23 protein-coding genes and 2 pseudogenes are annotated in these 23,770 nt (G+C 71.8%); 11 read left to right on the plus strand and 14 right to left on the minus strand.

Annotated features, from left to right (window positions below; genetic code table 11):
• Positions 1-39 precede the first annotated feature (39 nt).
• From LCN96_RS49410 to sigE, 3 genes and pseudogenes are all read right to left on the minus strand, one after another.
• A complete protein-coding gene (locus LCN96_RS49410; protein ID WP_225276291.1) occupies positions 40-456 on the minus strand; it encodes an anti-sigma factor in 417 nt (138 codons plus the stop codon).
• Between the two features lie 18 nt (positions 457-474).
• Positions 475-567 (minus strand): annotated as a pseudogene (locus LCN96_RS49415) (zf-HC2 domain-containing protein); the annotation flags it as partial.
• A gap of 1 nt (position 568) precedes the next feature.
• Complete coding sequence (sigE, locus tag LCN96_RS49420; RefSeq protein ID WP_225269321.1) at positions 569-1,201, minus strand: RNA polymerase sigma factor SigE; 633 nt, start codon at positions 1,199-1,201, stop codon at positions 569-571.
• 173 nt (positions 1,202-1,374) lie between these two features.
• Here sigE and LCN96_RS49425 point away from each other — a divergent pair, with 173 nt between their 5' ends.
• Positions 1,375-2,013, plus strand: a complete 639-nt coding sequence (locus tag LCN96_RS49425) for an O-methyltransferase (protein ID WP_225269322.1) — start codon at positions 1,375-1,377, stop codon at positions 2,011-2,013.
• A 1-nt stretch (position 2,014) separates the two neighbouring features.
• Here LCN96_RS49425 and LCN96_RS49430 read toward each other — a convergent pair whose 3' ends face one another.
• Entirely contained in the window at positions 2,015-3,418 is a 1,404-nt protein-coding gene (locus tag LCN96_RS49430) for a leucyl aminopeptidase (protein ID WP_225269323.1), read from the minus strand.
• 81 nt (positions 3,419-3,499) lie between these two features.
• A complete protein-coding gene (locus LCN96_RS49435; RefSeq protein ID WP_020545024.1) occupies positions 3,500-3,667 on the minus strand; it encodes a DUF3117 domain-containing protein in 168 nt (55 codons plus the stop codon).
• A 159-nt stretch (positions 3,668-3,826) separates the two neighbouring features.
• Between LCN96_RS49435 and LCN96_RS49440 the strand changes: the two are divergent.
• From LCN96_RS49440 to LCN96_RS49450, 3 genes and pseudogenes are all read left to right on the plus strand, one after another.
• Positions 3,827-4,042: pseudogene (locus LCN96_RS49440) on the plus strand (PaaX family transcriptional regulator C-terminal domain-containing protein); the annotation flags it as partial.
• A gap of 42 nt (positions 4,043-4,084) precedes the next feature.
• Positions 4,085-4,621 carry a PaaX family transcriptional regulator gene (locus LCN96_RS49445; protein ID WP_225276229.1) on the plus strand — a complete coding sequence of 179 codons (537 nt, stop codon included), beginning with the start codon at positions 4,085-4,087 and terminating at the stop codon, positions 4,619-4,621.
• Between the two features lie 78 nt (positions 4,622-4,699).
• Positions 4,700-6,991: a polysaccharide lyase 8 family protein gene (locus LCN96_RS49450; RefSeq protein WP_225269324.1), complete on the plus strand. Its 2,292-nt coding sequence runs from the start codon at positions 4,700-4,702 to the stop codon at positions 6,989-6,991.
• On the opposite strand, the gene LCN96_RS49455 is transcribed toward LCN96_RS49450, so the two are convergent.
• The 6 genes from LCN96_RS49455 to LCN96_RS49480 form a co-directional block, all read right to left on the minus strand.
• Positions 6,948-7,469: a DNA-3-methyladenine glycosylase I gene (locus LCN96_RS49455; protein ID WP_263657558.1), complete on the minus strand. Its 522-nt coding sequence runs from the start codon at positions 7,467-7,469 to the stop codon at positions 6,948-6,950. The genes LCN96_RS49450 and LCN96_RS49455 overlap by 44 nt on opposite strands.
• Positions 7,470-7,498: 29 nt before the next feature.
• Entirely contained in the window at positions 7,499-8,416 is a 918-nt protein-coding gene (locus LCN96_RS49460) for a hypothetical protein (protein WP_225269326.1), read from the minus strand.
• Positions 8,417-8,510: 94 nt separating this feature from the next.
• Positions 8,511-9,095 (minus strand): LOG family protein, encoded by a 585-nt coding sequence (locus LCN96_RS49465; protein WP_225269327.1) that lies wholly within the window; start codon positions 9,093-9,095, stop codon positions 8,511-8,513.
• A gap of 11 nt (positions 9,096-9,106) precedes the next feature.
• Positions 9,107-9,904 carry an LOG family protein gene (locus tag LCN96_RS49470; RefSeq protein ID WP_225269328.1) on the minus strand — a complete coding sequence of 266 codons (798 nt, stop codon included), beginning with the start codon at positions 9,902-9,904 and terminating at the stop codon, positions 9,107-9,109.
• Positions 9,905-10,160: 256 nt separating this feature from the next.
• A complete protein-coding gene (gene dapE / locus LCN96_RS49475) occupies positions 10,161-11,216 on the minus strand; it encodes a succinyl-diaminopimelate desuccinylase (protein ID WP_225269329.1) in 1,056 nt (351 codons plus the stop codon).
• Entirely contained in the window at positions 11,216-12,049 is an 834-nt protein-coding gene (locus LCN96_RS49480) for a 2,3,4,5-tetrahydropyridine-2,6-dicarboxylate N-succinyltransferase (RefSeq protein WP_225269330.1), read from the minus strand. Before LCN96_RS49480 ends, dapE begins: the two co-directional genes overlap by 1 nt.
• 37 nt (positions 12,050-12,086) lie before the next feature.
• Here LCN96_RS49480 and LCN96_RS49485 point away from each other — a divergent pair, with 37 nt between their 5' ends.
• Entirely contained in the window at positions 12,087-12,905 is an 819-nt protein-coding gene (locus LCN96_RS49485; RefSeq protein WP_225269331.1) for a hypothetical protein, read from the plus strand.
• Positions 12,906-13,027: 122 nt separating this feature from the next.
• Here the strand turns inward: LCN96_RS49485 and LCN96_RS49490 are convergent, their stop codons facing one another.
• The 3 genes from LCN96_RS49490 to fdxA form a co-directional block, all read right to left on the minus strand.
• Positions 13,028-13,687, minus strand: coding sequence for a DUF4178 domain-containing protein (locus tag LCN96_RS49490; protein ID WP_225269332.1), 660 nt, complete (start codon positions 13,685-13,687; stop codon positions 13,028-13,030).
• 95 nt (positions 13,688-13,782) lie between these two features.
• Entirely contained in the window at positions 13,783-14,853 is a 1,071-nt protein-coding gene (gene dapC / locus LCN96_RS49495; protein ID WP_225269333.1) for a succinyldiaminopimelate transaminase, read from the minus strand.
• Positions 14,854-15,020: 167 nt separating this feature from the next.
• Entirely contained in the window at positions 15,021-15,347 is a 327-nt protein-coding gene (fdxA, locus tag LCN96_RS49500) for a ferredoxin (RefSeq protein WP_080047500.1), read from the minus strand.
• A gap of 106 nt (positions 15,348-15,453) precedes the next feature.
• On the opposite strand from fdxA, the gene LCN96_RS49505 reads away from it, so the two are divergent.
• The 6 genes from LCN96_RS49505 (at position 15,454) to LCN96_RS49530 (ending at position 23,752) form a co-directional block, all read left to right on the plus strand.
• A complete protein-coding gene (locus LCN96_RS49505) occupies positions 15,454-15,690 on the plus strand; it encodes a putative acetyltransferase (protein WP_225269334.1) in 237 nt (78 codons plus the stop codon).
• Between the two features lie 11 nt (positions 15,691-15,701).
• Positions 15,702-16,772 carry an ABC transporter substrate-binding protein gene (locus LCN96_RS49510; RefSeq protein ID WP_225269335.1) on the plus strand — a complete coding sequence of 357 codons (1,071 nt, stop codon included), beginning with the start codon at positions 15,702-15,704 and terminating at the stop codon, positions 16,770-16,772.
• Positions 16,773-16,874: 102 nt separating this feature from the next.
• A complete protein-coding gene (locus tag LCN96_RS49515; RefSeq protein WP_225269336.1) occupies positions 16,875-17,651 on the plus strand; it encodes a class I SAM-dependent methyltransferase in 777 nt (258 codons plus the stop codon).
• Between the two features lie 226 nt (positions 17,652-17,877).
• Entirely contained in the window at positions 17,878-20,034 is a 2,157-nt protein-coding gene (locus tag LCN96_RS56995; protein ID WP_263657405.1) for a prolipoprotein diacylglyceryl transferase, read from the plus strand.
• Positions 20,035-20,038: 4 nt separating this feature from the next.
• Entirely contained in the window at positions 20,039-21,859 is a 1,821-nt protein-coding gene (locus LCN96_RS49525) for a UvrD-helicase domain-containing protein (protein WP_225269337.1), read from the plus strand.
• 48 nt (positions 21,860-21,907) lie between these two features.
• Complete coding sequence (locus tag LCN96_RS49530) at positions 21,908-23,752, plus strand: sigma factor-like helix-turn-helix DNA-binding protein (RefSeq protein WP_225269338.1); 1,845 nt, start codon at positions 21,908-21,910, stop codon at positions 23,750-23,752.
• The last annotated feature ends 18 nt before the right edge of the window (positions 23,753-23,770 follow it).

Genomic DNA, 23,770 nt, shown 5'->3' on the forward strand with positions numbered 1-23,770 from the left:
GCCGACTACGCCAACCGTTCGCCCCCCGGCATGAGCCGGTCAAGGAGTGGCGGTCGACGAGCCGTTCGTAGGCGTAGTACGGGCTTGCTGCTGGAAGAGTTCGACCGGCGGGGCCGGATTGTTCTGCCCGATGCCGGTGGTCGCGAAGAAGGTGCCGATCGCCACGGCCGCCGAGACCACCCCGACCGCCACGTACGCCGATCGCCTCCTACCACCGCGACCAGGGCCCGAGGCTCCACCGGAGGAGTCCCGGCGCGGGCGGTTGTCGAGGGGAGCGATCGTGTGCGGCCCGGGGATGGGCACTCCCCCGAAGGTACGGCTGGGGAAAGGGCGCTCCCTCGGCGGCAGCGGCCCGCCCGGCTCCGCCATCCGGAGCAGGGACATCGTCAGGTCCGCCGGCATCGCCGGGGTGTCGAGCGAGCGCAGGCGCGACTTCAGCGCCCGAACCGACTCCACCTCGCGCCTGCAGTCAGCGCAGAATGTCAGATGCGCGAGCGCACGCTCCCGCTCTGTGTGGTTGAGCTCTCCATCGACCAGCGCGGAAACACGCTCTCCAAGATGGGACATATCAGACTTCCTCCCCACGGATCACGGTCGGGGGGAGTTGAGTATTACGGGGTGCTCTGTGGTCGAGAGCCTCCCGCAACTGCGCCCGGCCACGGTGAATACGGCTTCGGACCGTACCCAGCTTGACGCCGAGCGTGGCCGCGATCTCCTCGTAAGACAGGCCCTCGATGTCACACAGCACGATCGCGGCCCGGAACTCGGGGGCGAGCGCGTCGAGGGCGGCCTGGATGTCGGGCTCCAGGTGGGCGTCGTCGAACGCCTGCGCCGGAGACGGCTCACGGCCGCGCAGCCGCTCGGCCGCGTCGTCAGCGAGCCCCTCGAACCTGATGCGCTGCTTGCGCCGCGCCATGTCGAGGAACAAGTTGGTCGTGATCCGGTGCAGCCACCCCTCGAACGTGCCGGGGGTGTAGCTCGACAGCGACCTGAAAACCCGGACGAAGACCTCCTGTGTGAGGTCCTCGGCATCGTGGACATTGCCGGTCAGCCGGTACGCCAGCCGATACACACGTGCGGAGTGCGTCCGCACGACCTCCTCCCACGTCGGAGGAGTCCAATCAGACGACACGGGAGTATCGGTCTGGTGGTCGCTTTCGTCCACCAGAACTCCTCTCTCTGGGACCACCGCTACCGTCATAGTGCCTGGTTTCGTCCCTTCGTGCGCACTGCCTGCCTTCCGGACCGGCAAAGCCCGTTTAAACCTGCAACGCCTTAGGTCCCTCCTGAGTTCCCGTCCTGGCGTGTCTCCCCTAGGCTGCGATCGGTGCCTATCTCGCGGACCAATCGCACGAAAGTGGGGGGAGGAGGCCGATGACCCATCCGGTGGAGGCCACTCTGGCCTATGCGGAGCAGTTCCATCACGAGGATGAGATCCTGCACGCGGCGCGGCAGCGCGGGCTGGAGATGGGTGCGACGCCCGTCCTTCCCGGCGCAGGGGCGGCCTTGTGCTTCCTCGCGACCGCCGTCAACGCCAAGTCCGTCGTCGAGATCGGCACGGGCTGCGGCGTCTCGGGGCTGTGGCTGCTGCGCGGCATGCGTACGGACGGCACGCTGACGAGCGTGGACGTCGAGCCCGAGCACCAGCGGCTGGCCAGACAGGCGTTCACGGAGGCCGGCTTCTCCGGCAGCCGGGTGCGGCTGATCTCCGGCCGGGCGCTCGACGTGCTGCCCCGGCTGTCCGACGGCGGCTACGACATGGTCTTCGCCGACGGCTCCAAGCACGAGTACGCCGACTACCTGGCCGAGGCGGTGCGCCTGCTGCGCGTGGGCGGTGTCGTGGCCTTCGACAACATGTTGTGGCACAACCGCGTGGCCGACCCCGCGCAGCGCGACCCGGAGACGGTGGCGCTGCGCGAGGTGGGCAAGCTGGTGCAGTCGGACGAGCGGCTGCGCTCGGTGCTGATGCCGCTGGGCGACGGCCTGCTGGCCGCCGTCAAGATCGGCTCCTGACTCAGCCGGTGGCCAGCCACTCCAGGAGCAGGCGTACGCCGAAACCGGTGGCGCCCTTGGTCAGCACGCCCTCGTCGACCGTGCTGCGCCCGACCCCGGCGATGTCGAGGTGCGCCCACGGCCGCTCGCCCGCGAACTCCCGCAGGAACAGCGCCGCCGTGATCGAGCCCGCCCCGAACGTGTTGCCGGTCTCCACGTTGGCCAGATCGGCGACCGACGACTCCAGCGCGGGCGTGTAGTCCTCGATCAGCGGCATCCGCCACAGCCGGTCGTCCGCCGCCTGACCCGCCTCCACGAGCTGCTTGGCCAGCAGGTCGTCGGAGGAGTAGACGGCGCCGACGTTGCGCCCGAGCGCCACCGTGATCGCCCCGGTGAGCGTGGCGATGTCCACGACCGCGTCGGGGTCGAGCCGGGCGTCGGCGTAGGCGAGCGCGTCGGCCAGCACGAGGCGGCCCTCCGCGTCGGTGTTGAGCACCTCGACCGTGCGCCCGCCGTAGTGGGTGATCACGTCGCTGGGCCGCTGCGAGGTGCCCGAGGGCATGTTCTCGGCCGCCGCGATCAGGCCGGTGACGCGTACGGGCGCCTTCAGCGCGGCCAGCGCGCCGAGCACGGCGATGACGACGGCCCCGCCCGCCATGTCGGTCTTCTGGAACTTCATGTTGGCCGTCGGCTTGAGCGACAGCCCGCCCGAGTCGAACGTGATGCCCTTGCCCACCAGCACGACGTGCCGATCGGCCGGCCCCTCCGGCGTGTAGGAGAGCTGGATGAGCCGGGGCGGGCTCACCGAGCCCCTGCCCACGGCGAGGATGCCGCCGAACCCCTCGGCCCGCAGCTCCTCCTCGTCCCACACCTTGACCGGCAGGCCGCTCTCCGCGGCCCGCTCGGCCAGCCAGGCGGGGTTCTTGACGGAGGAGGGCGTGTTGGCCAGGTCGCGGGCGAGCGCCACCGCCCGCGCCACGGTCTCCGCCCGCCGCACCCGCTCCTCGTCGGCACCCGCGAACACCAGCTCCCGCACGGGCTTCCTGCCCGCGCCGCCGATCCTGAACGTGTACGCCGCCAGCAGCGCCGCCTCCACGAACGGGGCGAGGTCGGCGTCGGGCGGCACCACGGTCAGCGTGTCGCGGCCCCTGGCCCGCCTGGTCAGCCCCGCGGCCGCGGTGCGCAGAGCCTTGGGCGAGCCGTCGCCCACGCCGTACAGCAGGACCCGGCCCACGCCGCCGGCCCGTGCCACCGGAACCTCGACGATCTCGCCGGCCTCGCCCTTGGCCTCGTAGTGAGCCAGCAGGCCGGACACCGGCAGGGGCAGCTCGACCCCCGGGCTCAGGTCGGCGGCATAGGGAACGGCCAGCAGCTCGGCGTCGTCGGGAACCTCGGCGACCACCGTCGCAGTGGTCTCAATCGGCACGGGAATCTCACCTCTAACGTCAGCGACCCTGGCGTCGGTCTACGCCAGGGTCGTGGAACAAAGTGTCTGTCTCGGGAGCGCTCAGCCGACGACGTTCTTCAACGCCTCGCCGAGCGCCTTTGCCTCGTCGGCGGAGATCTCCACGACGAGCCGGCCGCCACCCTCCAGGGGGACCCGCATGACAATGCCGCGCCCTTCCTTGGTGACCTCGAGCGGACCATCGCCGGTCCGCGGCTTCATCGCCGCCATGCGTGCATCCCTTCCTGCCTTGGGCTCCCGCGGCCCGCGATTTCCGACCTCCCGAGGGGGTGGTCGGCGCATTCACGTCTTCTGTGATGTCCTATTCTCCCGCATCGAGAGCCCTCATGGGTAACGATCTCCTCCCAGAATGCGTTGTCGAGGCGTGCGATGACGTCCAAACTGGACTTCGTGCACGCTCGCGCCGCTCTGTTCGATCTCTACGGAGACCACCTGCGCTCGCGCGGTGGCCAGGCGTCCGTCGCCGCGCTCGTCCGGCTGATGAAACCCCTGGAAATCGCCGCTCCAGCGGTCCGCACGGCGGTTTCGCGCATGGTCCGGCAGGGCTGGTTGCAGCCGCTGAGACTCCCTCAGGGGGCCGGTTACGGGCTGACGCCCAAGTGCGTCAGGCGGCTGGATGAGGCCGCGTTGAGAATTTACCGAGCCGGGACGATCACCTGGCACGGCCGCTGGCACGTGATCGTCTTCGAGCCGGTCAAGGAGCGCCCGCGCAGGGAGCGGCTGAGGGCGGATCTGACGTTCCTGGGCTACGCGTCGCTGTCGGAGACCACCTGGATCGGCCCGCGCTCGTCGATCGAGCTGGACAACCTGCTGGAAGGCGAGGGGGTGCGGGCCGACAGGTTCGACGCGGCGCTGGAGGGCGACCCCCGCGAGCTGGTCGCCAGGGCGTGGGACCTGGCCTCGATCGGCGAGGCGTACGAGCACTGGCACACCGAGGCCGTCACGCTGATCAGCACGTTGCCCGAGGGGGCGCCACCCGACCAGGTGTTCGCCACGCGCAGCCGGCTGGTGCACGGCTGGCGCAACTTCCTGTTCCGCGACCCGGGGCTGCCGCCCGAGCTGCTGCCCGCCGGCTGGCCGGGCGAGAAGGCCAGGGCGTACTTCGAGCAGGAGGCCGCCAGGCTGCTGCCGGCGGCCGCGTCCTTCGTCGACCGGGTGTTGTGAGGCGAGCGCGGAAAAGAGATGACGACTATCGACGGTGAGTAACTGATCGGCCACGCTCCCATGAGACATGCTGGCGCCATGCGCTCTTCCGACGCCTCCTCGCCCGCCACGCATGACGCCTCCCCCGCCGCGCCCGACTTCGGGGCACTGCGTGCGACGGCCATGACCCTGCTCACCGGCGGCGACCTCGACCTCGCCGACCCGGCCTACGAGCGGCCGCTGGCCGCGCTGAGCGAGCGGGCCGGCACCTGGCTGGCCGAGATGGTGCCCGGCCTGATCTGGCCCGACCTCCCGCTCGAAGGCCGCCCCGGGCACGTCACAGGGAGTTACGGAAGGCTGCGTACCATCGCGACCGCCTGGGCGACGGCGGGCACCGCCCAGCACGGTGACGACGCCGTGGCGGCGAAGGTGATCGAGGCGCTCGACCTGCTCTACGAGCGGCACTACAACGAACGCCTGCCCGAGACGGGCAACTGGTGGTTCTGGGAGATCGGCACGCCCGCCGAGCTGAGCCGCTCTTGCGTGCTGCTCGGCGACCGGCTCGACGCGGGCAGGCTGGCGGCCTACCTCGGCGCCATCGACCGCTTCTGCCCCGACCCCGACCGCCGCGCCGGCTGGCCCGACGCCAGCGAGAGCGGCGCCAACCGGGCCGACAAGGCCGCCATCGTGGCCTTCCGCGGCGTGGCGGGGCGCAGCGCGGACAAGCTGGCGCTGGCCCGCGACGGGCTCTCCGACGTGCGGGACGGCGGGCGGCACAGCGTGTTCGGCTACGTGGACTCGGGCGACGGCTTCCACCGCGACGGCTCGTTCATCCAGCACGCCGTGGTCGCCTACACGGGCTCGTACGGCCTGTCCCTGCTCATCGCGGTCGCCGAGTGCGTGGCGCTGCTGCACGGCTCCCCGTGGCAGGTCCAGGATCCGGGGCAGCGGGTCGTGCTGGACGCCGTGGAACGTTCCTTCGCGCCGTTCATGCACGACGGGCTGCTCATGGACACCGTCAGGGGCCGGGCGACCAGCAGGCAGGCGTTCTCCGACCGGGTGGCGGGGCACGGGGCGATCGGCGCCGTGCTGCTGCTCGCGCAGAGCGCGCCCGAGCCGTACAGGAGCCGCTTCAGGGAGCTGGCCAAGGGCTGGATCGAGCGCGGCGGCGCGTCCTGCGAGGTGCCGCCCTACCTGGAGCAGGCGAGCGTGGCCGAGACCCGGCGGGCCGTGGCGGTGCTCGACGACAAGACGATCGAGGCCGCGCCCGAGCCTGAGGGGCACTTCGTGTTCCCCTCGATGGACCGGGTCGTGCACCGGCGGGCCGGGTGGTCGGTGGCGATCAGCATGTCGTCGCACAGGACCGCCGCCTACGAGGCCATCAACGGCGAGAACCGGCACGGCTGGTACACCGGCGACGGCATGACCTATCTCTACACGGGCGACCCAGGCCACTACGGGCAGGACTTCTGGCCGACGGTGGACCCGTACCGGCTGCCGGGGACCACCGTGGACCCGCGCCCGCGCGCGGACCTCGACTTCCGCGTGCACCGCCCGCCCAGCCCGTGGGCGGGCGGCGTGGTGCTCGACGGCCAGTACGGGGTCAGCGCCATGGAGCTGATCGGCGACGGCGTGAGCCTGCGGGCGCGCAAGTCGTGGTTCTGCTTCGACACGGCCGTGGTGGCGCTCGGCAGCGGCATCACCAGCTTCGACGGCCGCGCCGTCGAGACCGTGATCGAGAGCCGCGCGACCGACCAGGACCCGCACGTCGGCGACGGCTGGATACACCTGCCCGGGGTGGCGGGCTACGTCTTCGAGGGCGCCAGGACGCTCGTGGAGACGCGTACGGGCCGCTGGCGCGACATCAACACGGGCGACGACACCGCGGGCGCCTTCGAGCCCGTCACGCGCCGCTACGTGACCTTCTGGTTCGACCACGGCGTGAACCCGTTCGACGCCCGCTACGCGTACGTGCTGCTGCCGAACGCCACCCGCGGACGCACCCGCTTCTTCCGCGGCGCCCAGCCCGCGCGCGTGTTGTGCAACACCACCGCGCTGCAGGCGGTGCAGACGCGGACGCTGTTCGGGGCCGTGTTCTGGACGGCGGGCACCGCCTGGATCGTGAGCGTGGACAAGCCGTGCGTGCTGATGGTGCGCCGGTCGAGCGGGCGGCTCCTGCTGGCCGTGGCCGACCCCACCAGGACGGCGGACGTCCTCAGGATCACGCTCGACCGCAGCATGGGCGGGGTCATCCGCGCCGACGACACCGTCACCGTGAGCACCGGCAGAAGGCCCGCCATCGTGGTCGAGGTCGGCGGGTCGCTGGGGCGCTCCCACAGCGTGGAGCTCAGCGACTTCGGCGGGCCACGCAGCCTTCGATGTGATCGTTGACCAGCCCGATGGCCTGCATCAGCGCGTACGCCGTGGTCGGGCCGACGAACTTGAAGCCGTGCTTCCTCAGCTCCTTGGCCAGCGCCTTCGAGCCGGGGGTGACGGCGGGCACGTCGGCCATCGTGCGCGGCACCGGCGCGTCGGGGTCGGCGTGCCGCCACACCAGCTCCGACAGGCCCGTGGGCAGGTCGAGGGCGGCCCTGGCGTTGCTGATCGTGGCCTCGATCTTGGCGCGGTTGCGGATGATGCCCGCGTCGGCCAGCAGGCGCTCGACGTCCTGCTCGGTGTACGCGGCGACCTTCGGGATCGAGAAGTGGTCGAAGGCGGCGCGGAAGTTCTCCCGCTTGCGCAGGATCGTCAGCCACGACAGGCCCGACTGGAACGCCTCCAGCGACACCCGCTCGAAGACCGCGTCGTCGCCCTGGACCGGGCGGCCCCACTCCTCGTCGTGGTAGGTCACGTACATCGGGTCGGCCATGCCCGTCCAGGTGCAGCGGATCGGGTCGGTCACCGGTGCTCGTCACCCTCCTTGGCGGCCACGGCCGGCACGTCCTCGGCCTTCGCCGCCTCCGCCTCCGCCTCCGCCTCCGCCTCCGCCTCCGCCGCGGGCGGGTCGGCAGGCGTGTCGGCGGCCTGCTCCTCCGCCTTCGCCTCCTCGGCGGTGGCGTCAGCGGGCGCGTCGGCAGGCGTGTCGGCGGGCATGTCGGCGGGCATGTCGGCGGGCTGCTCCCCGCCCTTGCTCTCGGCCGGGCCGTCCGGCGCGGGCTCGCGATCGGCGGACGCGGCGGACGCGGGCTCGCGATCGGCGGACGCCGCGGACGCGGGCTCGCGGACCGCCTGGTCGTCCGGCGCGGTCTCGCCGTCCGCAGGCGCGGCGGGCGCGGTGCGGGCGTCGGCCTTGCCGTTGGCGGTCGGTGCGGCGGCGCCGGGCCGGGGCACGCGCCACTCCGGCTCCTCCGGCAGGTGCTTCAGCTCAGCCGCCCCACCGTCCCAGTCGACCGAGGCCCCGCTGACCGACACCGGGTCACCGGAGTCGGGCAGCTCGCGCGGCGCGGCCGGCGCCTCGGGCGTGTGCTCGGTGCGCGGCCCCGCCCCGGGCGCGGCGTAGATCTCCTGGCGCGCGTGCAGCCGGCTGGACAGCAGCTCGGAGACGCGCTGCTCCAGCACCGCGATGCGGGTGTCGCGCGCGCTGATGGCGGTGGCTGCGCGGCGCAGGGTCTCGTCGACGCTCTGCGTGTGGTAGCCGACCAGGTTGACCGGCAGTTGCAGCGCCATGAAGTCGACCGCCGTGAGATGACCGGCCTCGGGCAGGTCGAGCGGCGGCACGTCGGGCGGGAACTCGGTCAGCTCACCGCCCCTGCCCAGGGAGACCAGGACCACGCAGGCCAAGATGGCGATGGCGGCGATGGCGAGTATGACCAGCACATTGGCATCGTACTCACACGGTGGACCACATTCTTGCGGTCCACCGCAAGTCGCGCATTCCACGCGTACCGCCTGGACCCGGCCGTGTCGCGGGTCAGCCGGTGGCCTCGCCCAGCTCGGCGACGCTGGGCCGGACGGGCTGCGTGCGCGATTCGAGCGCGGCGAACGCCTCCTCGACGGTCGTCGTCCACGAGATCGCGTCGAAGACGTCGGCCCGGGTGAAGCCCTGCTCGTACATGCCGTCGATGAGCTGCCGCAGCGGGTCGTACAGGCCCCACGGGTCGAGCAGCACCAGGGGGCGGTCGTGCAGGCCGAGCACCCGCGCCGTCCAGATCTCGAACAGCTCCTCCAGCGTGCCGAGGCCGCCGGGCAGCACCAGGAACGCGTCGGAGCGGGCGTCCATGATGCCCTTGCGCTCGCGCATGTCGGAGGTGACGATCAGCTCGTCGGCCTCCTCGTCCGCCACCTCCATGTCCACCAGGGCCTGGGGGATCACGCCGACGGTGTGGCCGCCGGCCGCGCGGGCCGCCGCGGCGACGGCGCCCATGCAGGAGACCGAGCCGCCGCCGCTCACGAGGGAATGGCCGCGCTTGACCAGCTCCGTGCCCACGGTCGCGGCCAGCTCCAGATACTTCTTGTCGATCTTCAGGCTTGAGGCGCAGTAGACGCAGATGTTCACGTCGCAGAAGCCTATTGGGGCTCCGCCGTCTGGGCCGCGGTGGCCTCGATCTCCTCCTCGCGCTGCTTGGAGCGGGCCAGGTCGGCGTCCACGATGATGCGTACGGCCTCGTCCACGTCGTCGGTGAGACTGATCAGGTCGAGGTCCTGCGGCGCGATCTTCCCGCCGCTCAGCAGCGAGCCCTTGATCCAGTCGAGCAGCCCGCCCCAGAACTCCGAGCCCATCAGCACCACGGGGAACGAGGTGACCTTGTGGGTCTGCACCAGCGTGAGCGCCTCGAACAGCTCGTCCAGCGTGCCGAAGCCGCCGGGCAGGGCGATGAAGCCGCAGGAGTACTTGACGAACATCGTCTTGCGCACGAAGAAGTAGCGGAACTCGATGCCGAGATCGACGTAGTCGTTCATGCGCTGCTCGAAGGGCAGCTCGATGCCGAGCCCGACCGACACCGCGCCCTCGACGTCGCGCGAGCCTCGGTTCGCCGCCTCCATCACGCCCGGACCGCCGCCGGTGATCACGGCGTAGCCCGCCTCGGCCAGTGACCGGCCGAGGGCCCGGCCCATCTCGTACTCGGGGGAGTCGGGCCTGGTGCGGGCCGAGCCGAAGACCGTGACGGCCTGCGGCAGCTCGGCGAGCTGGCCGAACCCCTCGACGAACTCCGCCTGGATGCGCAGCACCCGCCACGGGTCCATGTGCACCCAGTCGGAGGGCCCCTGGCGGGCCAGCAGGCGCTGGTCGTGGGTGGAGCTGGGGACGAGGCTCCCCCTGACGACGGCCTGGCCCTGGCGGCGTTCGCGACGATTCTGTTCCATGCGGATCACGCTAGTCCCTCTCTCGGACGGCCGTTCTGCGCCCGTCCTCCTGCCCGTCCGGGTGTCCAGGCTGCCTCCTCCCGGAGAATCCGCAGGTAGCACGGGCAGAACAGCGGCCTAAAAAATCTTGAAAGAAGCGTGGAACCGAATTTCGACTCCCTCGCGTCTAACCGCATGAGGGTGCTGCTCGGGACTGAAAGTGGTCTTCCCCGCCAAATGGCCGGCGAGGAGGGCCACTTTCATTTTGTCCGGGCTTTCACTTGGTGAGCCAGTCGAGCATCGCGCGCTCGCTCTCTGCGATCTTCGGCAGCGACACGTACTCGCCCTGCTGGTGCGCGAGGTTCGGATCCCCCGGGCCGTAGTTCACGGCGGGGACGCCCAGCGCGGAGAAGCGGGCCACGTCCGTCCAACCGAGCTTGGCGCGCGGGGTGCCGCCGACGGCCGCGGTGAAGGCCGCCGCCACCGGGTGCGTCAGCCCGGGCCTGGCGGCGGGGGCGGCGTCCACGAAGCTCACCGCGAACCCGGCGAACACCTCACGTACGTACTCCTCGGCGTCCTCGATCGACAGGTCGGGCGCGAAGCGGTAGTTGACCGTCACCACGCACAGGTCGGGGATGACGTTGCCGGCGACCCCGCCGCGCACGCCGACCGCGTTCAGCCCCTCGTGGTACTCCAGCCCGTCGACCACCGGCCGCCGCGGCTCGTAGGCGTTCAGCCTGGCCAGCACCGGCTCGATCCCGTGGATGGCGTTGACCCCGAACCACGAGCGCGCGCTGTGGGCCCGCTTGCCGCTCACTGTGACCTCGGCGCGCAGCGTGCCCTGGCAGCCGCCCTCGATCACGCCGTCCGTGGGCTCCATGAGCACCGCGAAGTCGGCCGCCAGCCACTCGGGGTGCTCCCTGGCGACCCTGGTCAGGCCGTTGCGCTCGGCCTCGACCTCCTCGCAGTCGTAGAAGACGTAGGTGACGTCCCTGTTGGGCGCGGGCACGGTGGCGGCCAGCTTGAGCGCGACCGCCACGCCCGCCTTCATGTCGGAGGTGCCGCAGCCGTACAGCAGGTCGCCCTCCACCCTGCTGGGCAGGTTGCCCGCCGTGGGCACGGTGTCGAGGTGGCCGGCGATCAGCACCCGCTCGGGATGCCCCTGATCGGTGCGGGCCACGACCGTCTGGCCCGACCGGGTCACCGTGAGGTGCGGCAGCGCCGACAGCGCCCGCTCGACCTCGCCGGCCAGCGCCTGCTCGTTCCCGCTCACCGACTCGATGTCCACGATGGCGGCGGTCAGGTCGCGTACGTCCTGGGTCAGGTCCAGCATCAGGTGCTCACTCCATGTGCGCGCAGCAGGTCGTTGATCGAGGATTTGCCGTGCCGCCGTCCCGGCTCCAGGCGCTTGATCACCAGCACGCAGGGCAGGCCGAACGTGCCGCCGGCGAACTCCTTCGCCCGCGTGCCGGTCACGGCCACGCACCACGGCGGGATCCGGCCGCGGGACAACTCCTCGCCCGTCTCGGTGTCGATCACCGGGATGGACGCGGACAGGATCGTCCCGGCGCCCACCACCGCGCCCTGACCGACCCGGGCGCCCTCGACGATCATCGCCCGGCTGCCGATCAGCACGTCGTCCTCGATCACCACCGGCGCGGCGTTGGGCGGCTCCAGCACCCCTCCGACGCCGACGCCGCCGGACAGGTGCACGTTCCTGCCGATCTGGGCGCACGAGCCCACCGTGGCCCACGTGTCGACCATCGTCCCCGCGCCCACGTACGCGCCGATGTTGGTGAAGGACGGCATGAGCACCACGCCCGGCGCCAGGTACGAGCCCCAGCGCGCGATCGCCCCCGGCACCACCCGCACGCCGTCGAACGAGCTCTTCAGCGGATGCCTGTCGTGGTGCTGGAAGTCGCCCACCTGGGAACGTGCCAGGCCGAGCACCTGGAAGCTGAGCAGGATCGCCCGTTTGGCCCGCTCGTCCACGACCACCTCGTCGCCCACCACCGTGGCGGCCCTGGCCTCGCCCCTGTCGAGCAGGTCGACCGCGCCGACCACCAAGTGCCGCGCTTCGGCGTCGGCCGGCGACAGCTCCGCGCGGCGCTCCCACAACTCGTCCACCACGGAGGGGATCGGTGACGAGGTGCTCACTTGACTCATGGCCACGGAGCTTATCCGGCCGGGTAGGTTTTTCAGGGTGCGCCTGCGCTTCTCACGTGGAGTCATCACCATCGCGATCATCGTCGTCGTGCTCGCCGTGGGCGTCTCCGTGGGCCTGTACCAGTTGCTGAAGCGGACACCCCTCGCCGAGCCGCCCGAGGCGTTCTGCTCGGTGACCACGCCCGACGGCGCGCGTACGCTCTCGCCCGAGCAGGCCCAGATCGCCGCCACCATCGCGGCCGTCGCGGCGCGCCGCGGGCTGCCTGAGCGGGCCGTGGTGATCGCGTACGCCACGGCGATGCAGGAGTCGAAGATCCAGAACCTCGACCACGGCGACCGCGACTCGGTCGGCGTGTTCCAGCAGCGCGAGTCGCAGGGCTGGGGCACCAAGAAGCAGATCATGGACCCCGTCTACGCCACGAACAAGTTCTTCGCCGCGCTGGTCAAGGTCAAGAACTACCGGAAGATCCCGCTGGCGGAGGCGGCACAGGCCGTGCAGCGCTCGGCGGGCGGGTACGCGTACGCGCCGCACGAGACGGAGGCCAAGATCCTCGCCGCCGCGTTCACCGGGCGGGTCCCCAAGTCGGTGCACTGCTGGTACCCGCCGGCCAAGACCACTCCCGCTCCGCAGCCGCGCACCGCCGAGGCGCGCAAGCAGCTCGCCAGGGCGATGGGCAGCACGGCGATCACCACGAAGAAGCGCGGCTGGCTGGTGGCCGCCTGGTCGGTGGCGCACGCCGAGCGGTACGCGCTGAGCAAGGTCGGCTACAACGGCGCCACCTGGGTCAACGACCCGAAGGCCGACGGCTGGCGGCAGGGCGGCGCGGCCGGCGCGCGCAAGGTGGAGCTGGCGTAAGGGCGTCCGGGGCGGGCGCGAACCGGACAGGGCGGCCGGCGGGCGCGAACCGGACAGGGCGGCCGGCGGGCGCGAACCGGACGGCGGGCGAGCGGCCGGCGGACGGCCGGCAGGTGCGGCCGCTACGAGGCGCGGCGGACGATCGAGATGGAGCCGGGCGGGAGGGGCTGGGCGTAGCTGGCGGTCCAGGAGCCGCCCTGGATGCGCTCGAACGACAGCAGCCGCCCGTCGGAGGCCCGGTAGTCGGCGAAGTCGAGCAGCCCCCTGTCGGGATTGCCGGTGTCGCCCTCGCTGCGGAAGGCGGCCGTGCCCCGGTCCATCGGGAAGAACTCCACGCCCTCCATGATGAGCATGCTCTTGGCCGGCACCATGCCCTGCGTGGGCACGTCGTTCCAGAGCTGCACCTCCAGGTGCGGCGGGTCACCCGCGCGCACCTCGACCGAGAGCCACTGGAACCGCCGCGAGGCGTCACGCAGCAGGAACTCGGTCCACTGCTGCCCCTGCCAGGAGATGTACATGGCGCCGAGCACGCGGGCGGGAGCTCCGAGCACCTCGATCCGGTCGCCGATCCGGATCGTGCGGGGGTCGGTGTAGTCGGTGCCGACCTGGCCGGCGGCGCTCACCGGCGCCGCCAGCGGGGCCTCGACCGCAGCGACCTCGGCAGGCGCCGCACTCGTACGGCGGCCCTTCCTGTCTTGCCGCAACGTGGCCCAGAAGGCCCCGAGCAGCAGCAGGACGGTGGCGACGCTCAGCCCGAGTACGACCATGGAGGTCACGCTCATCGATCAGCTCGCTCCACTCGCGGTCTGCCTCGGCGTTAGCCGTTATTGATGTATGCGTGTCAAGCCGGCGCTGCGGCTCGCTATGACGGGCGATCCTACTGGAGGCGGCGCACCGCCGCACCGATCCGTTCGTCGGTCGCGGTGACGGCGATGCGGATGTGCCGTCCACCTGCCGATCCGTAGAACTCGCCCGGCGCGACCAAAATCCCGATTTCGGAAAGCTTGCCTACCTGATCCCAGGCGCTCTGCCCGTTGGAGGCCCAGAAGTACAGACCCGCCGTGGAATGGTCGATGCTCCAGCCGGCCCTCTCCAGCGCGGGGCGCAGCACGGTGCGGCGGGCGGCGTACAGCTCGCGCTGGCGGTCGGCGTGCTCGTCGTCGGAGAACGCCGCCGTCATGGCCGCCTGGACGGGCTGGGGCATCAGCATGCCCGCGTGCTTGCGTGTCTCCAGCAGCCTCTTGACCAGGGCGGGGTCGCCGGTCACGAACCCGGCGCGGTAGCCCGCCAGGTTGGAGCGCTTGGAGAGCGAGTGGACGGCGAGCAGCCCCTCGTGGGAGCCGCCGCAGACGTCGGGATGCAGGATCGAGATCGGCTGTTCCTCCCAGCCCAGCTCGATGTAGCACTCGTCGGAGGCCACGACGGCGCCGCGCTCGCGGGCCCAGGCCACGACCTTGCGCAGGTGCTCGGCGGGCAGCACCCGGCCCGTGGGGTTGCCGGGTGAGTTCACCCAGATGAGGTCCACCGGCTCGGGGCCGAGCGCGAGCGTGCTGTCGGAGGCGGTGCCGACCGCCCCCGCGAGCCGGGCGCCCACGTCGTAGGTGGGGTAGGCCAGCTCGGGGAAGACCACCCGCTTGGCGCCCAGGTAGGTGGGCAGCCACGCGACGAACTCCTTGGACCCGATCAGCGGCAGCACGTCCTGCTGGTCGACCGTGACACCGTGCCTGCGGCCCAGCCACCCGGCGGCGGCCTCGCGCAACGCCTTGGTGCCGTGGGTGAAGGGGTAGCCGGGGCTGTCGGACGCCTGCGTGAGCGCGTCCTGGACGAGCCGGGGCACGGGGTCGACCGGCGTGCCGATCGACAGGTCGACGATCCCGTCGGGATGCGCCAGCGCGCGCTCCTTGTACGGCTCCAGCCGATCCCAGGGGAAGTCAGGCAGCTTGTTCACGATTCTCCAGGGTGTTGCGTTGCCGTACCGATGCGCGGGCACGCGTGCGGACGGGGCGCATCCACCTGGCGCCGGATGCCCCCGTGCGCGGCGTGACAGAACTCGCCGAGCGGCCCTGTAGGAGCGGCCCTGTCAGTGGCCTCTCAGTGGCCCTCTCAGTGGCCCTCTTAGTGGTCCTCGCCCTGCGGCGGCAGCGCCGCCACGACCGGGTGGTCCTTGTCGATCTTGCCGACCTTCGAGGCCCCACCGGGCGAGCCGAGGTCCTCGAAGAAGTCCACGTTCGCCTTGTAGAAGTCCTTCCACTGCTCGGGAAGGTCGTCCTCGTAGAAAATCGCCTCGACGGGGCACACAGGCTCGCACGCGCCGCAGTCCACGCACTCGTCGGGGTGGATGTAAAGCATGCGCTCGCCCTCGTAGATGCAATCGACGGGGCACTCCTCGATGCACGCCTTGTCCAGGACGTCCACGCAAGGCTGCGCGATGACGTAGGTCACCTCGAGCTCCTTCTTCTCCAGCACCATGGCATGACTCTGACCGCGGTTTGCTACGCCCTAGTATTGCCGTGCTTGCCAGCTGGCCGAAACGGAGGGTGGCAAACTCGTGGTCGCACGCCTCGTGATCGCCATCACAAGTCAGGACATCGGCGCACGGATCACCACCCGAAGACGCGTTCCCGGCGGGTTTCGCGACGCGGTGGGCATCCTCGTGTCGTGGGCGGATGGAGTGCTCGAAGTACGCAAGAAGGACGGCACCCTGGTGACGATCCCGGAGGAGAGCCTGGTGGCCGCCATGGTCGTTCCGGCCGCGCCTCCTCGACCTGGGCGAATGCAACAGTAAGTATTCGTTGTGTGACTGTACGTACCTGCGCCGCCGCAGCAGCCATCCTCGCCAGCGCCGGATGCGGCGCGTCGTCCACCGAGTCCACCACCACAGAGACCAAGAACCTGCCGCCGGTCAACGCCCAGGCCGCCTCGATGAAGGCCGGCTTCGGCACCATGGAGCGCCTGGCCGAGGCCGCCCGGCGCGAGGGCGAGCTGAACGTGATCGCCCTGCCCCGCGACTGGGTCAACTACGGCGAGATCATCGACACCTTCGCCGACAAGTACGAGATCAAGGTCAACCAGCTCGAACCCGGGGCCAGCAGCGCGCGAGAGCTGGAGATCGCCTCGAAGCTCAAGCCCGACGTCTTCGACCTGACCATGGACGTGGCGGTGTCGGGGGCCGACCGCTTCGCCCCGTACAAGGTGCAGGGCTGGCAGGACCTGCCCGACCACGTCAAGGACCCGTCCGGCGCCTGGTACGCCGCCTACGGCGGCTACATGTCCATCGGGTACGACCCCCGCGAGGTCAAGCCGCCCGCCTCGTTCGCCGACCTGCTCAAGCCCGGCCACCGGGTCGCGCTCGACGGCGACCCGCTGCGCTCGGCCGCCGCGTTCGACGGCGTGATGGCGGCCTCCCTGCGCGCCGGGGTGCCGCGGCCCGAGCAGGGCGTGGCGCTGTTCGCCAAGCTGAAGCAGGAGGGGCGGCTCACCGACCCGGCCAAGGCCAACGTCATCGTCGCCTGGGACCACCTGAACGCGGCGCGCGGCGCCCACTCCCCCGACCGCTGGAAGGTCGCGATCCCGCGCGACAGTGCACTCGGCGGCTACCACGTGCAGGCCGTCAGCAAAGCGGCCCCGCACCCGGCGGCGGCCCGGCTGTGGCAGGAGTTCCTGTTCTCCGACGAGGGCCAGAACCTGCTCCAGAAGGGCTTCGCCCGCCCGGCGCGCGGCGAGGCGATGCTCATGAAGGGCACGCTCGACACCGAGCAGGCCGCGAAACTGCCCAGGCCGCCCGGGCCGCCCGTGCTCATGACGATCCCCCAGGCGGACGCCGCGAAGGCGTACCTGAGGAAGGAGTGGGCGAAGAGCGTGGGATGAGTCCGAAGTGACTTGATATGTCGTAGGGACGATCAGGCTCTAAAGTGAACAGACAGCACGGCCACGGGGGCCCGATGTCTGATCGAATGTGAGCTGATCGTCTTGCGATACGACGCACCGAGCTTGGAGCGGTGGAACAGTCGCGCCTACGACAGCAGCTTCGGCTACGTCTCCACGCAGGGTGCGCCACTGGTCGACCTGCTGGACCCGCGGCCCGGCGAGCGCGTGCTCGACCTCGGTTGCGGCACCGGGGTGCTGACCGCGCAGATCGCCTTCAGAGGGGCCGAGGTCCTCGGCATCGACGGCTCCGCCGCGATGATCGAGAAGGCACTCGCCCAGTATCCCGGCCTCGACTTCATCATCGGCGACGGGCACGACTTCACGGTCGTGGACCCGTACGACGCGGTGTTCTCCAACGCCGCGCTGCACTGGATGAGCCGCGAGCCCGGCGCCGTGATCGCCAGCGTCCGCGAGGCACTCAAGCCTGGCGGGCGCTTCGTCGCGGAGATGGGCGGCGCGGGCAACTGCGCCGAGCTGACCACCGCGATGCTGACCGCCTGGCGCGAGTACGGCCTGCGCGAGCCCGAGCTGCCGTGGTACTTTCCCACGCCTGCCGAGTACGCCCGCCGCCTCGAGCAGGAGGGGTTCGTGGTCAGGTTGCTGGAGTACTTCGACCGGCCCACTCCCCTGGACGAGTGCCCCGGCGGGGCCGCCGACTGGGTGCGCATGTTCGCCGCCTCGGTGCTCGAAGGGCTTCCCCCCGAGATCGTGGAACCCCTGCTCCGACGCGTGAACGAGCTCGCCGCGCCCGCGCTTCGCAGGGAGACTGGCTGGATGGCCGACTACGTGCGTCTACGCTTTGCCGCTGTTCGGCGTTGATGCGTCGAGCATGATGCGTAGGGCTGATTTGCCGGACTATGGTCTGTTCCGTGGGCGGCGAGATTATGGCTGCACCGCTGCGGCGGCGTGAGGGGCTGGTGAACGGAACGGGATGAACTTCTGCCTGAGCGACCTCGTACCACCGTTGAGGTGGAGCGACTCGTCGACGATCACGCTACTCACCGGGCAGCCGGACCTGCCGGATGCGTGGTGGCGCAGTTTGCCCATGCCGCGGGTGCTGGCCGCGATCGGCCCCGAGTCCCTGGGCGAGCTGCTGACGGAGATCGCCCTTGAGCACTGGCCCGCGGCGGCGGTGGGCGACGTCCTGCCTGCGCTGCACGTCCTGGACCCGGAGGAGGCTGACGAGCCCGCCGTCGCGATCGCGCTCGACCGCGCCGGGTCGTGGGCCGGGCTGCTCGCGCTGACCAGCCGGGAGCTGGTGGACCAGCCGTTCATCCAGGCCCGGCCGGTGCTGAACACGTTGTTCTCCGCCGTTCTGGTGCGGCTGGCGCATCCGCACGGCGAGGACGTGTCCGCGCACGTGCACGTGTCCCGCGAGGTGGCGCTCGGTCATGCGCCGGTGGAGCTTGAGCCGGGGGCCGCCGTCGGGCGCTCGTACGTCGCCGATGAGGCTGAGTCGGCCGCTGCGGCGCCGGAGCGGGCCGGGGTGGGTGAGGAATCGGTTCCGGGGGCGGTCGGCGCGCAGCACGGCGCTGAGGGCGTCGAGGGGCGTGATGCCGACGGCGAGGGCGAGCGCGAGCCCGCCGACGCGGCTCACTTCGCCGAGGAGCCGGCCGCCGAGGCCGAGCGTGCCCCCGAGGACGCCTATGCCGAGGACGCCTACGCCGGAAACGACTACGCCGGCGATGCGCTCGCCGGGGACGCCCTCGACGCCGGGCACGGCGAGCCGCACGAGGCCGACGCACACGAGGCCGACGCACACGAGGCCGACGCACACGAGGCCGACGCACACGAGGCCGACGCGCACGAGGCCGACGCGCACGACGAAAGCGCCGAGCACCATGAGGCCGCTGGGCAGGAGGAGCGCGCCGGGCACCAGGAGAGCGCCACGCTCGACGAGGAGCTCGACGGCGAGGAGCAGGACGCGGCCGAGCGGGTCGTGGACGCCGACGCGGAGCCGGTCTCCGACGAGGCCCACGAGCCGGAGCCCGAGCCGGTGCTGGACGCCGCCGACGAGCCCGCCCCCGACCCGGCGGCCCACGAGGCCGAGGCCCTCCAGGCGGAGGCCGCCCACGAGGGCGCCGCTCACGAGGACGCGGAAAGCCAGGAGCTACCCCAGCTCATCGAGGCCGCATTCGCCGGCCTCGACGACAAGAGCTGGGCCGTCGCCCAGAACCGGGTCTTCACCGACGAGCCCTCCGCCGTCGACCAGCTGGCCAAACTGTTCGCCGTCCCCCCGGCCGAGATCTCCGCCACCGAGGAAGAGCTGCGCGCCCGCCTAGACCGCTGGCTGTCGAGCGACGAAGCCGCCCCGTACCGGGCACACCTGGACGAGCTGGTCAGAACGCTAGGCCCGGCAGCCCCCAAGGAGCAGCTGATCAACGCGGCCGACTGGCACACCGTGGAGATCCAGGCGCTGGAGGTCCCCGCGTGGCAGTTCGTGCTGACCACGCTGGCCCCGCCCCCACCGCCGCCTCCTCCGCAGCCGGAGCTCCCACCGCCACCGCTGCCGCAGCGCAAGCCGTACCAGCAGCAGCCGCCGCCGGTGGAGCTGGTGCCGTCGGCGTTCGGCCCGGTCGGGATCACCCCGCCGCCTCCGGGACCGCCGCAGTTCCAGGCGTTCACCCCGGCCGCCCCGCCCGTCCAGCCGATGCAGGAGGCCAACGGCGAGCAGGACAAGCCGTACCAGCCGCTGAAGGACGTCTCTCAGACGCGGCGCTGCTTCAGACAGCCCGACGGCCGCTGGTGGCTGCGCATCGACGTGACGGCCGAGCAGCTCGCGGGCGGCGAGTGCGTGCTGCCGACGGGGTTCGCCTCGTACCTGGGGCTGTCGCCGGGCGAGAGCAGGACGGTCAGGAGCGCCGCGGGCGAGCTGACCATGGTCTGGCACGGCAAGCCGATCCTGCAGAGCATCGAGCGGCTCCTGGTGGACGTGGGCGCCCGGGAGGGCGGCCACCTGTTCCTGACGCTGTCGGACGAGGGGGTGCTGCGCGCCAGGCACCTGCCGGTCGCCGCCCAGGGCGCCGAGAAGATCACCAAGGCGCTGCGCCTAGTGGGCTACACCGCCCCGGGAGGCACCCGCGACCAGGCGGCCAGGGTGATCGCCACCAGGATCGGCATGACGGGGCCCGTCGCCCTGCCCGACCTGCTCAACAGGCTCCGCGAACGCGGGGATCGCGACCTGCTCGAACTCCTGGACTGAGCCGGTGCCGCGGCTCGCGATCGGCCCTGAGTTTCCCAGGGAGCTCAGCGCACTGGCCCAGCCGGTGCGCAGGGACGCCGTGGTCGCGCTGCGCCGGTTCCTGCTGAACGTGTCCGGCGCCCCGCACCCCGAGCGGGTCAGGGGCGCCAGGGACCCGAGGGTCGCGACCCTGCGCCTGGCCGAGGGCCATCGCGGGGTGGTGGTGCGGCAGCGGGACGTGTACTGGCTGCGCACGCTGCTGCCGGACCCCGAGGCCTGGTCGTACGCCCGCCGCCACCGCTACGGCGTCAACCCGGCGATCGGCGTCGTCGAGGAGTGGGACGCCGAGGCGCTGGACAGGGTGGAGCCCGCGTTACGCCGATCGGCCAGGTCGGCGCGGCTGTTCGCGCCGATCTGCGACGGCGACCTGCTGGGGCTGGGCCTGGACCTCGCCGCGCTGCCGCTGTTCCGCCTGATCACGACCGAGGCCGACGTGGCCGCGCTGGAGCCGCTGCTGCCGCCCACCCAGTACGTCCCGCTGGCGGTGCTGGCCAGGGGCGGCTCGCTGTCGGAGGCGTGGCGGGAGCTGGACGCCTGGCGCGCGACCGACAGCGAGCCGGGCCCGATCGACCCCGAGGACCTGTACGCGGCGCTGCGCCGCAGCCCGGACCGGGCGGTGTTCGTCTCCGACAAGGTCACGCTGGACCGGGTGCTGGAGGCGCCGGGCTGGTGCACGTTCCTGTACCCGCCGCAGCACCGGCTGGCCAGGGCGGCCAGGTACGAGCACCCGGTGCTGGTCGTGGGCGGCGCGGGCACCGGCAAGACCGTGGTCGCGCTGCACCGGGCGGCCCACCTGGCGGCGCGGGGCGCGGGTCCCGTGCTGCTGGTGACGTTCTCGCAGAGCCTGGCGGAGGACCTGGCGGCGCGGCTGGACGTGCTGATCGAGGACGAGGTGGTGCGCAAGCGGGTCGAGGTGGACAACGCCGAACGCCTCGCCGTGCGCATCGTGGCCGGCGCGGAGGGCAGGCGTCCCCCGCTGGTCGGCCCGGGGGCCCGATCGCTGGCCCAGCTCACGGAGGACGCGTTCCGGTTGCTGTCGATCTCGACAGGTGATCTGCTCGACGATGTGGATCCGGGGCGCAAGCCGTACCGTCACATGGTTGTGGACGAGGCACAGGACATCAGCCCCGCGCAGTGGCGGCTGCTCAGGGCGGCCGTGCCGCGGGCGCGGGACGATCTGTTCATCGTGGGTGATCCGCACCAGCGCGTCACCGACACGAAGGTGGCGCTCGGCGCGGTGGGCATCCCCGCCGACCAGCACTCGCTCGACCGCTCCCACCGGCTGCCGCAGGAGCTGCTGTCCTTCTCCGTACGGCTGCGCGGCGGCAGCCCGTCCCCCGGCCTGGTCAAGGGCGTGACCGACCTGGCGGCCTTCAGCGCGACGCGGCACGGCGAGCGGCCGGTGGTCAGGGCGTACGACACGCAGGAGGCGGAGCTGGCGGGGCTGCGCGGCACCGTCGACGGGTGGCTGGCCGACGGCGTGCCCGCCGGCGAGATCGCCGTGGGCGCCCGCAACCAGCGGCTGGTCCGCGCCGCCAAGCGGGCGCTGACCGGCCTGGACGTGCGGGCCTCGACCTTCCAGCAGCTGAAGGGGCTCGAGTTCGAGCGGGTGGCGCTCATCGGCGTGGCGGAGGGCGTGGTGCCCGAGCCGCCGCCGGAGGAGCCTTACGCGCGGGCTCGTGCCCTGCAGCGCGAACGGAGCATACTGTTCGTCGCCTGCACCCGGGCGCGTTCGATGCTCTATATCTCCCATTCCGGAAGAGGCAGCCCGTTTCTACCCCTCTGATCACATAGTCTGAACTGCGGATATCTTCCCTTTGCCGGTTGGACCTCAATGAACCTCAGCCTGAGCGACCTCGCGCCACCCCTGCGCTGGACCTCCCCTGGTCAGATAGCGCCGATCGTGGAGGAGCCCCAGCTGCCCGAGGCCTGGTGGCAGGCGATCCCCCTCGACCGCGCGTGCGCCATCGTCGGCGCGCAGACCGTCGCGGGCCACCTGGCCGACCTGGCCGTGGCCTGCTGGGGGCATCTCATGCTCGGCGACATCCTGCCGCTGCTGCGCTTCTCCGACCCCGCCGAGGCCGAGCGGACGCCGGAGACGCTGGGCAAGGACGTGGTGCAGAAGCTGTTCAGCGGCGTGTTCGAGCGGTTGCTGGAGCCCGCGCCCGAGGCCGTGCCCGCGCCGTCCAGGCCGGACAGGCCGCTGCCCGAGCTGATCGACGAGCTGTTCGGCGCGCTGGACGACCGGCAGCGCGCCATCGCCCGCGACCGCCTGTACGCCACGCAGCGGGCCACGCTGGACGAGCTGGCGCAGCGGTTCTCGGTGACGCGGGAGCGGATCAGGCAGATCGAGCGCGACCTGCGCGACCACGTGGAGTCCTGGCTGAGCAGGCCGGAGGCCGCCCCCCTGGTCGCGCACGTGACCTGGCTGCGCGGCCGGCTGGGCTCGGCGGCGCCGGCCGACGACCTTCAGGCCACCGTGCCGTGGCACCGGACCGAGCTGCGCACGCTGGGGATCCCGGCGTGGCGGTTCGTGCGCACGCTGCTGACCGGCTACGAGCAGGCCGACGGCTGGCTGGTGGCGGGCGGCGCCGACGAGCTGAGGGAGAAGACGCGCCAGCTCTTCGCCGACGGGCCGCACCCGCTCGGCGAGGCCGTGTCCATGGTGTCCCAGCTCGGCGTGCGCGAGGACGTGGCCGAGCGGTGGATCCTGGCCGTGCCGCAGCTACGGGTGCTGGGCCAGCACGTGGTGCCGTGGCCGCGCAGCATCAACGAGAAGGCCGAGGCGGTGCTGGCGGTGGCGGGCGCGCCGCTGTCGCCGGAGGAGATCCAGGAGCGCATCGGCGAGGACTACAGCCTGGTCGGCATCCGCAACCAGCTCACCGCCGACGAGCGCTTCCGCCGGGTCGACCGCAACAAGTACGGGCTGACCAGGTGGGGCGGCGACGAGTACCTGGGGATCAGGGAGATGATCGCCAGGGAGATCGAGCGGGCCGGCGGCGAGGCCTCGGTCAGCACGATCGTGGCCAACCTGACCTCCCGTTACGACGTGAGCGAGAGCTCGGTGCGCGCGTACTCCGGCGGGCCGGGGTTCGAGCGCACGCAGCGGGGCTGGATCAGGGTGGCGGGCACCGCGCCCGGCGGGGAGGCGGAGCCGTACCAGCCGCGCAAGGACGTCTCTGAGACGCGGCGCAGCTTCCGCTCCCGCGACGGCCGCTGGTGGCACCGGGTGGACGTCAACGCCGAGCACCTGCGCGGCTCCGGGTCGCCGCTGCCGACGGGGTTCGCGGCGTACCTGGGGATGGCGCCGGGCGGGCAGCTCACGGCGTCCGCGCCGTCCGGCGACGTGGTGATCAGCTGGCACAACCAGCCGACGATGGGCTCGATCCGCAACGTGCTGGCCGAGTACAAGGCGCAGGAGGGCGACCACGTCTTCCTGACCGTGTCCGACGGCGGGGAGCTGCTGACCCGCTACCTGCCGGCCGCGCCCGTGGGCATGCCGCCCATCAACCGGGCGCTCTACCTGTTCGGCTACACCGCGCCCGTCAGCTCGGAGATCGAGGGCCTGCGGCTGATCGGGGCCAGGATCGGGCTGCCCGACACGGCCACCCGCGAGGAGATCCTCGGCAGGCTCCGCGAGCGCGGCGACAGGGACATACTCGGTTTCCTGGGCGGATGACCCCGGGCTAAGCTCGGG

The sequence above is a fragment of the Nonomuraea gerenzanensis genome (assembly GCF_020215645.1).
GTDB lineage: Bacteria > Actinomycetota > Actinomycetes > Streptosporangiales > Streptosporangiaceae > Nonomuraea > Nonomuraea gerenzanensis.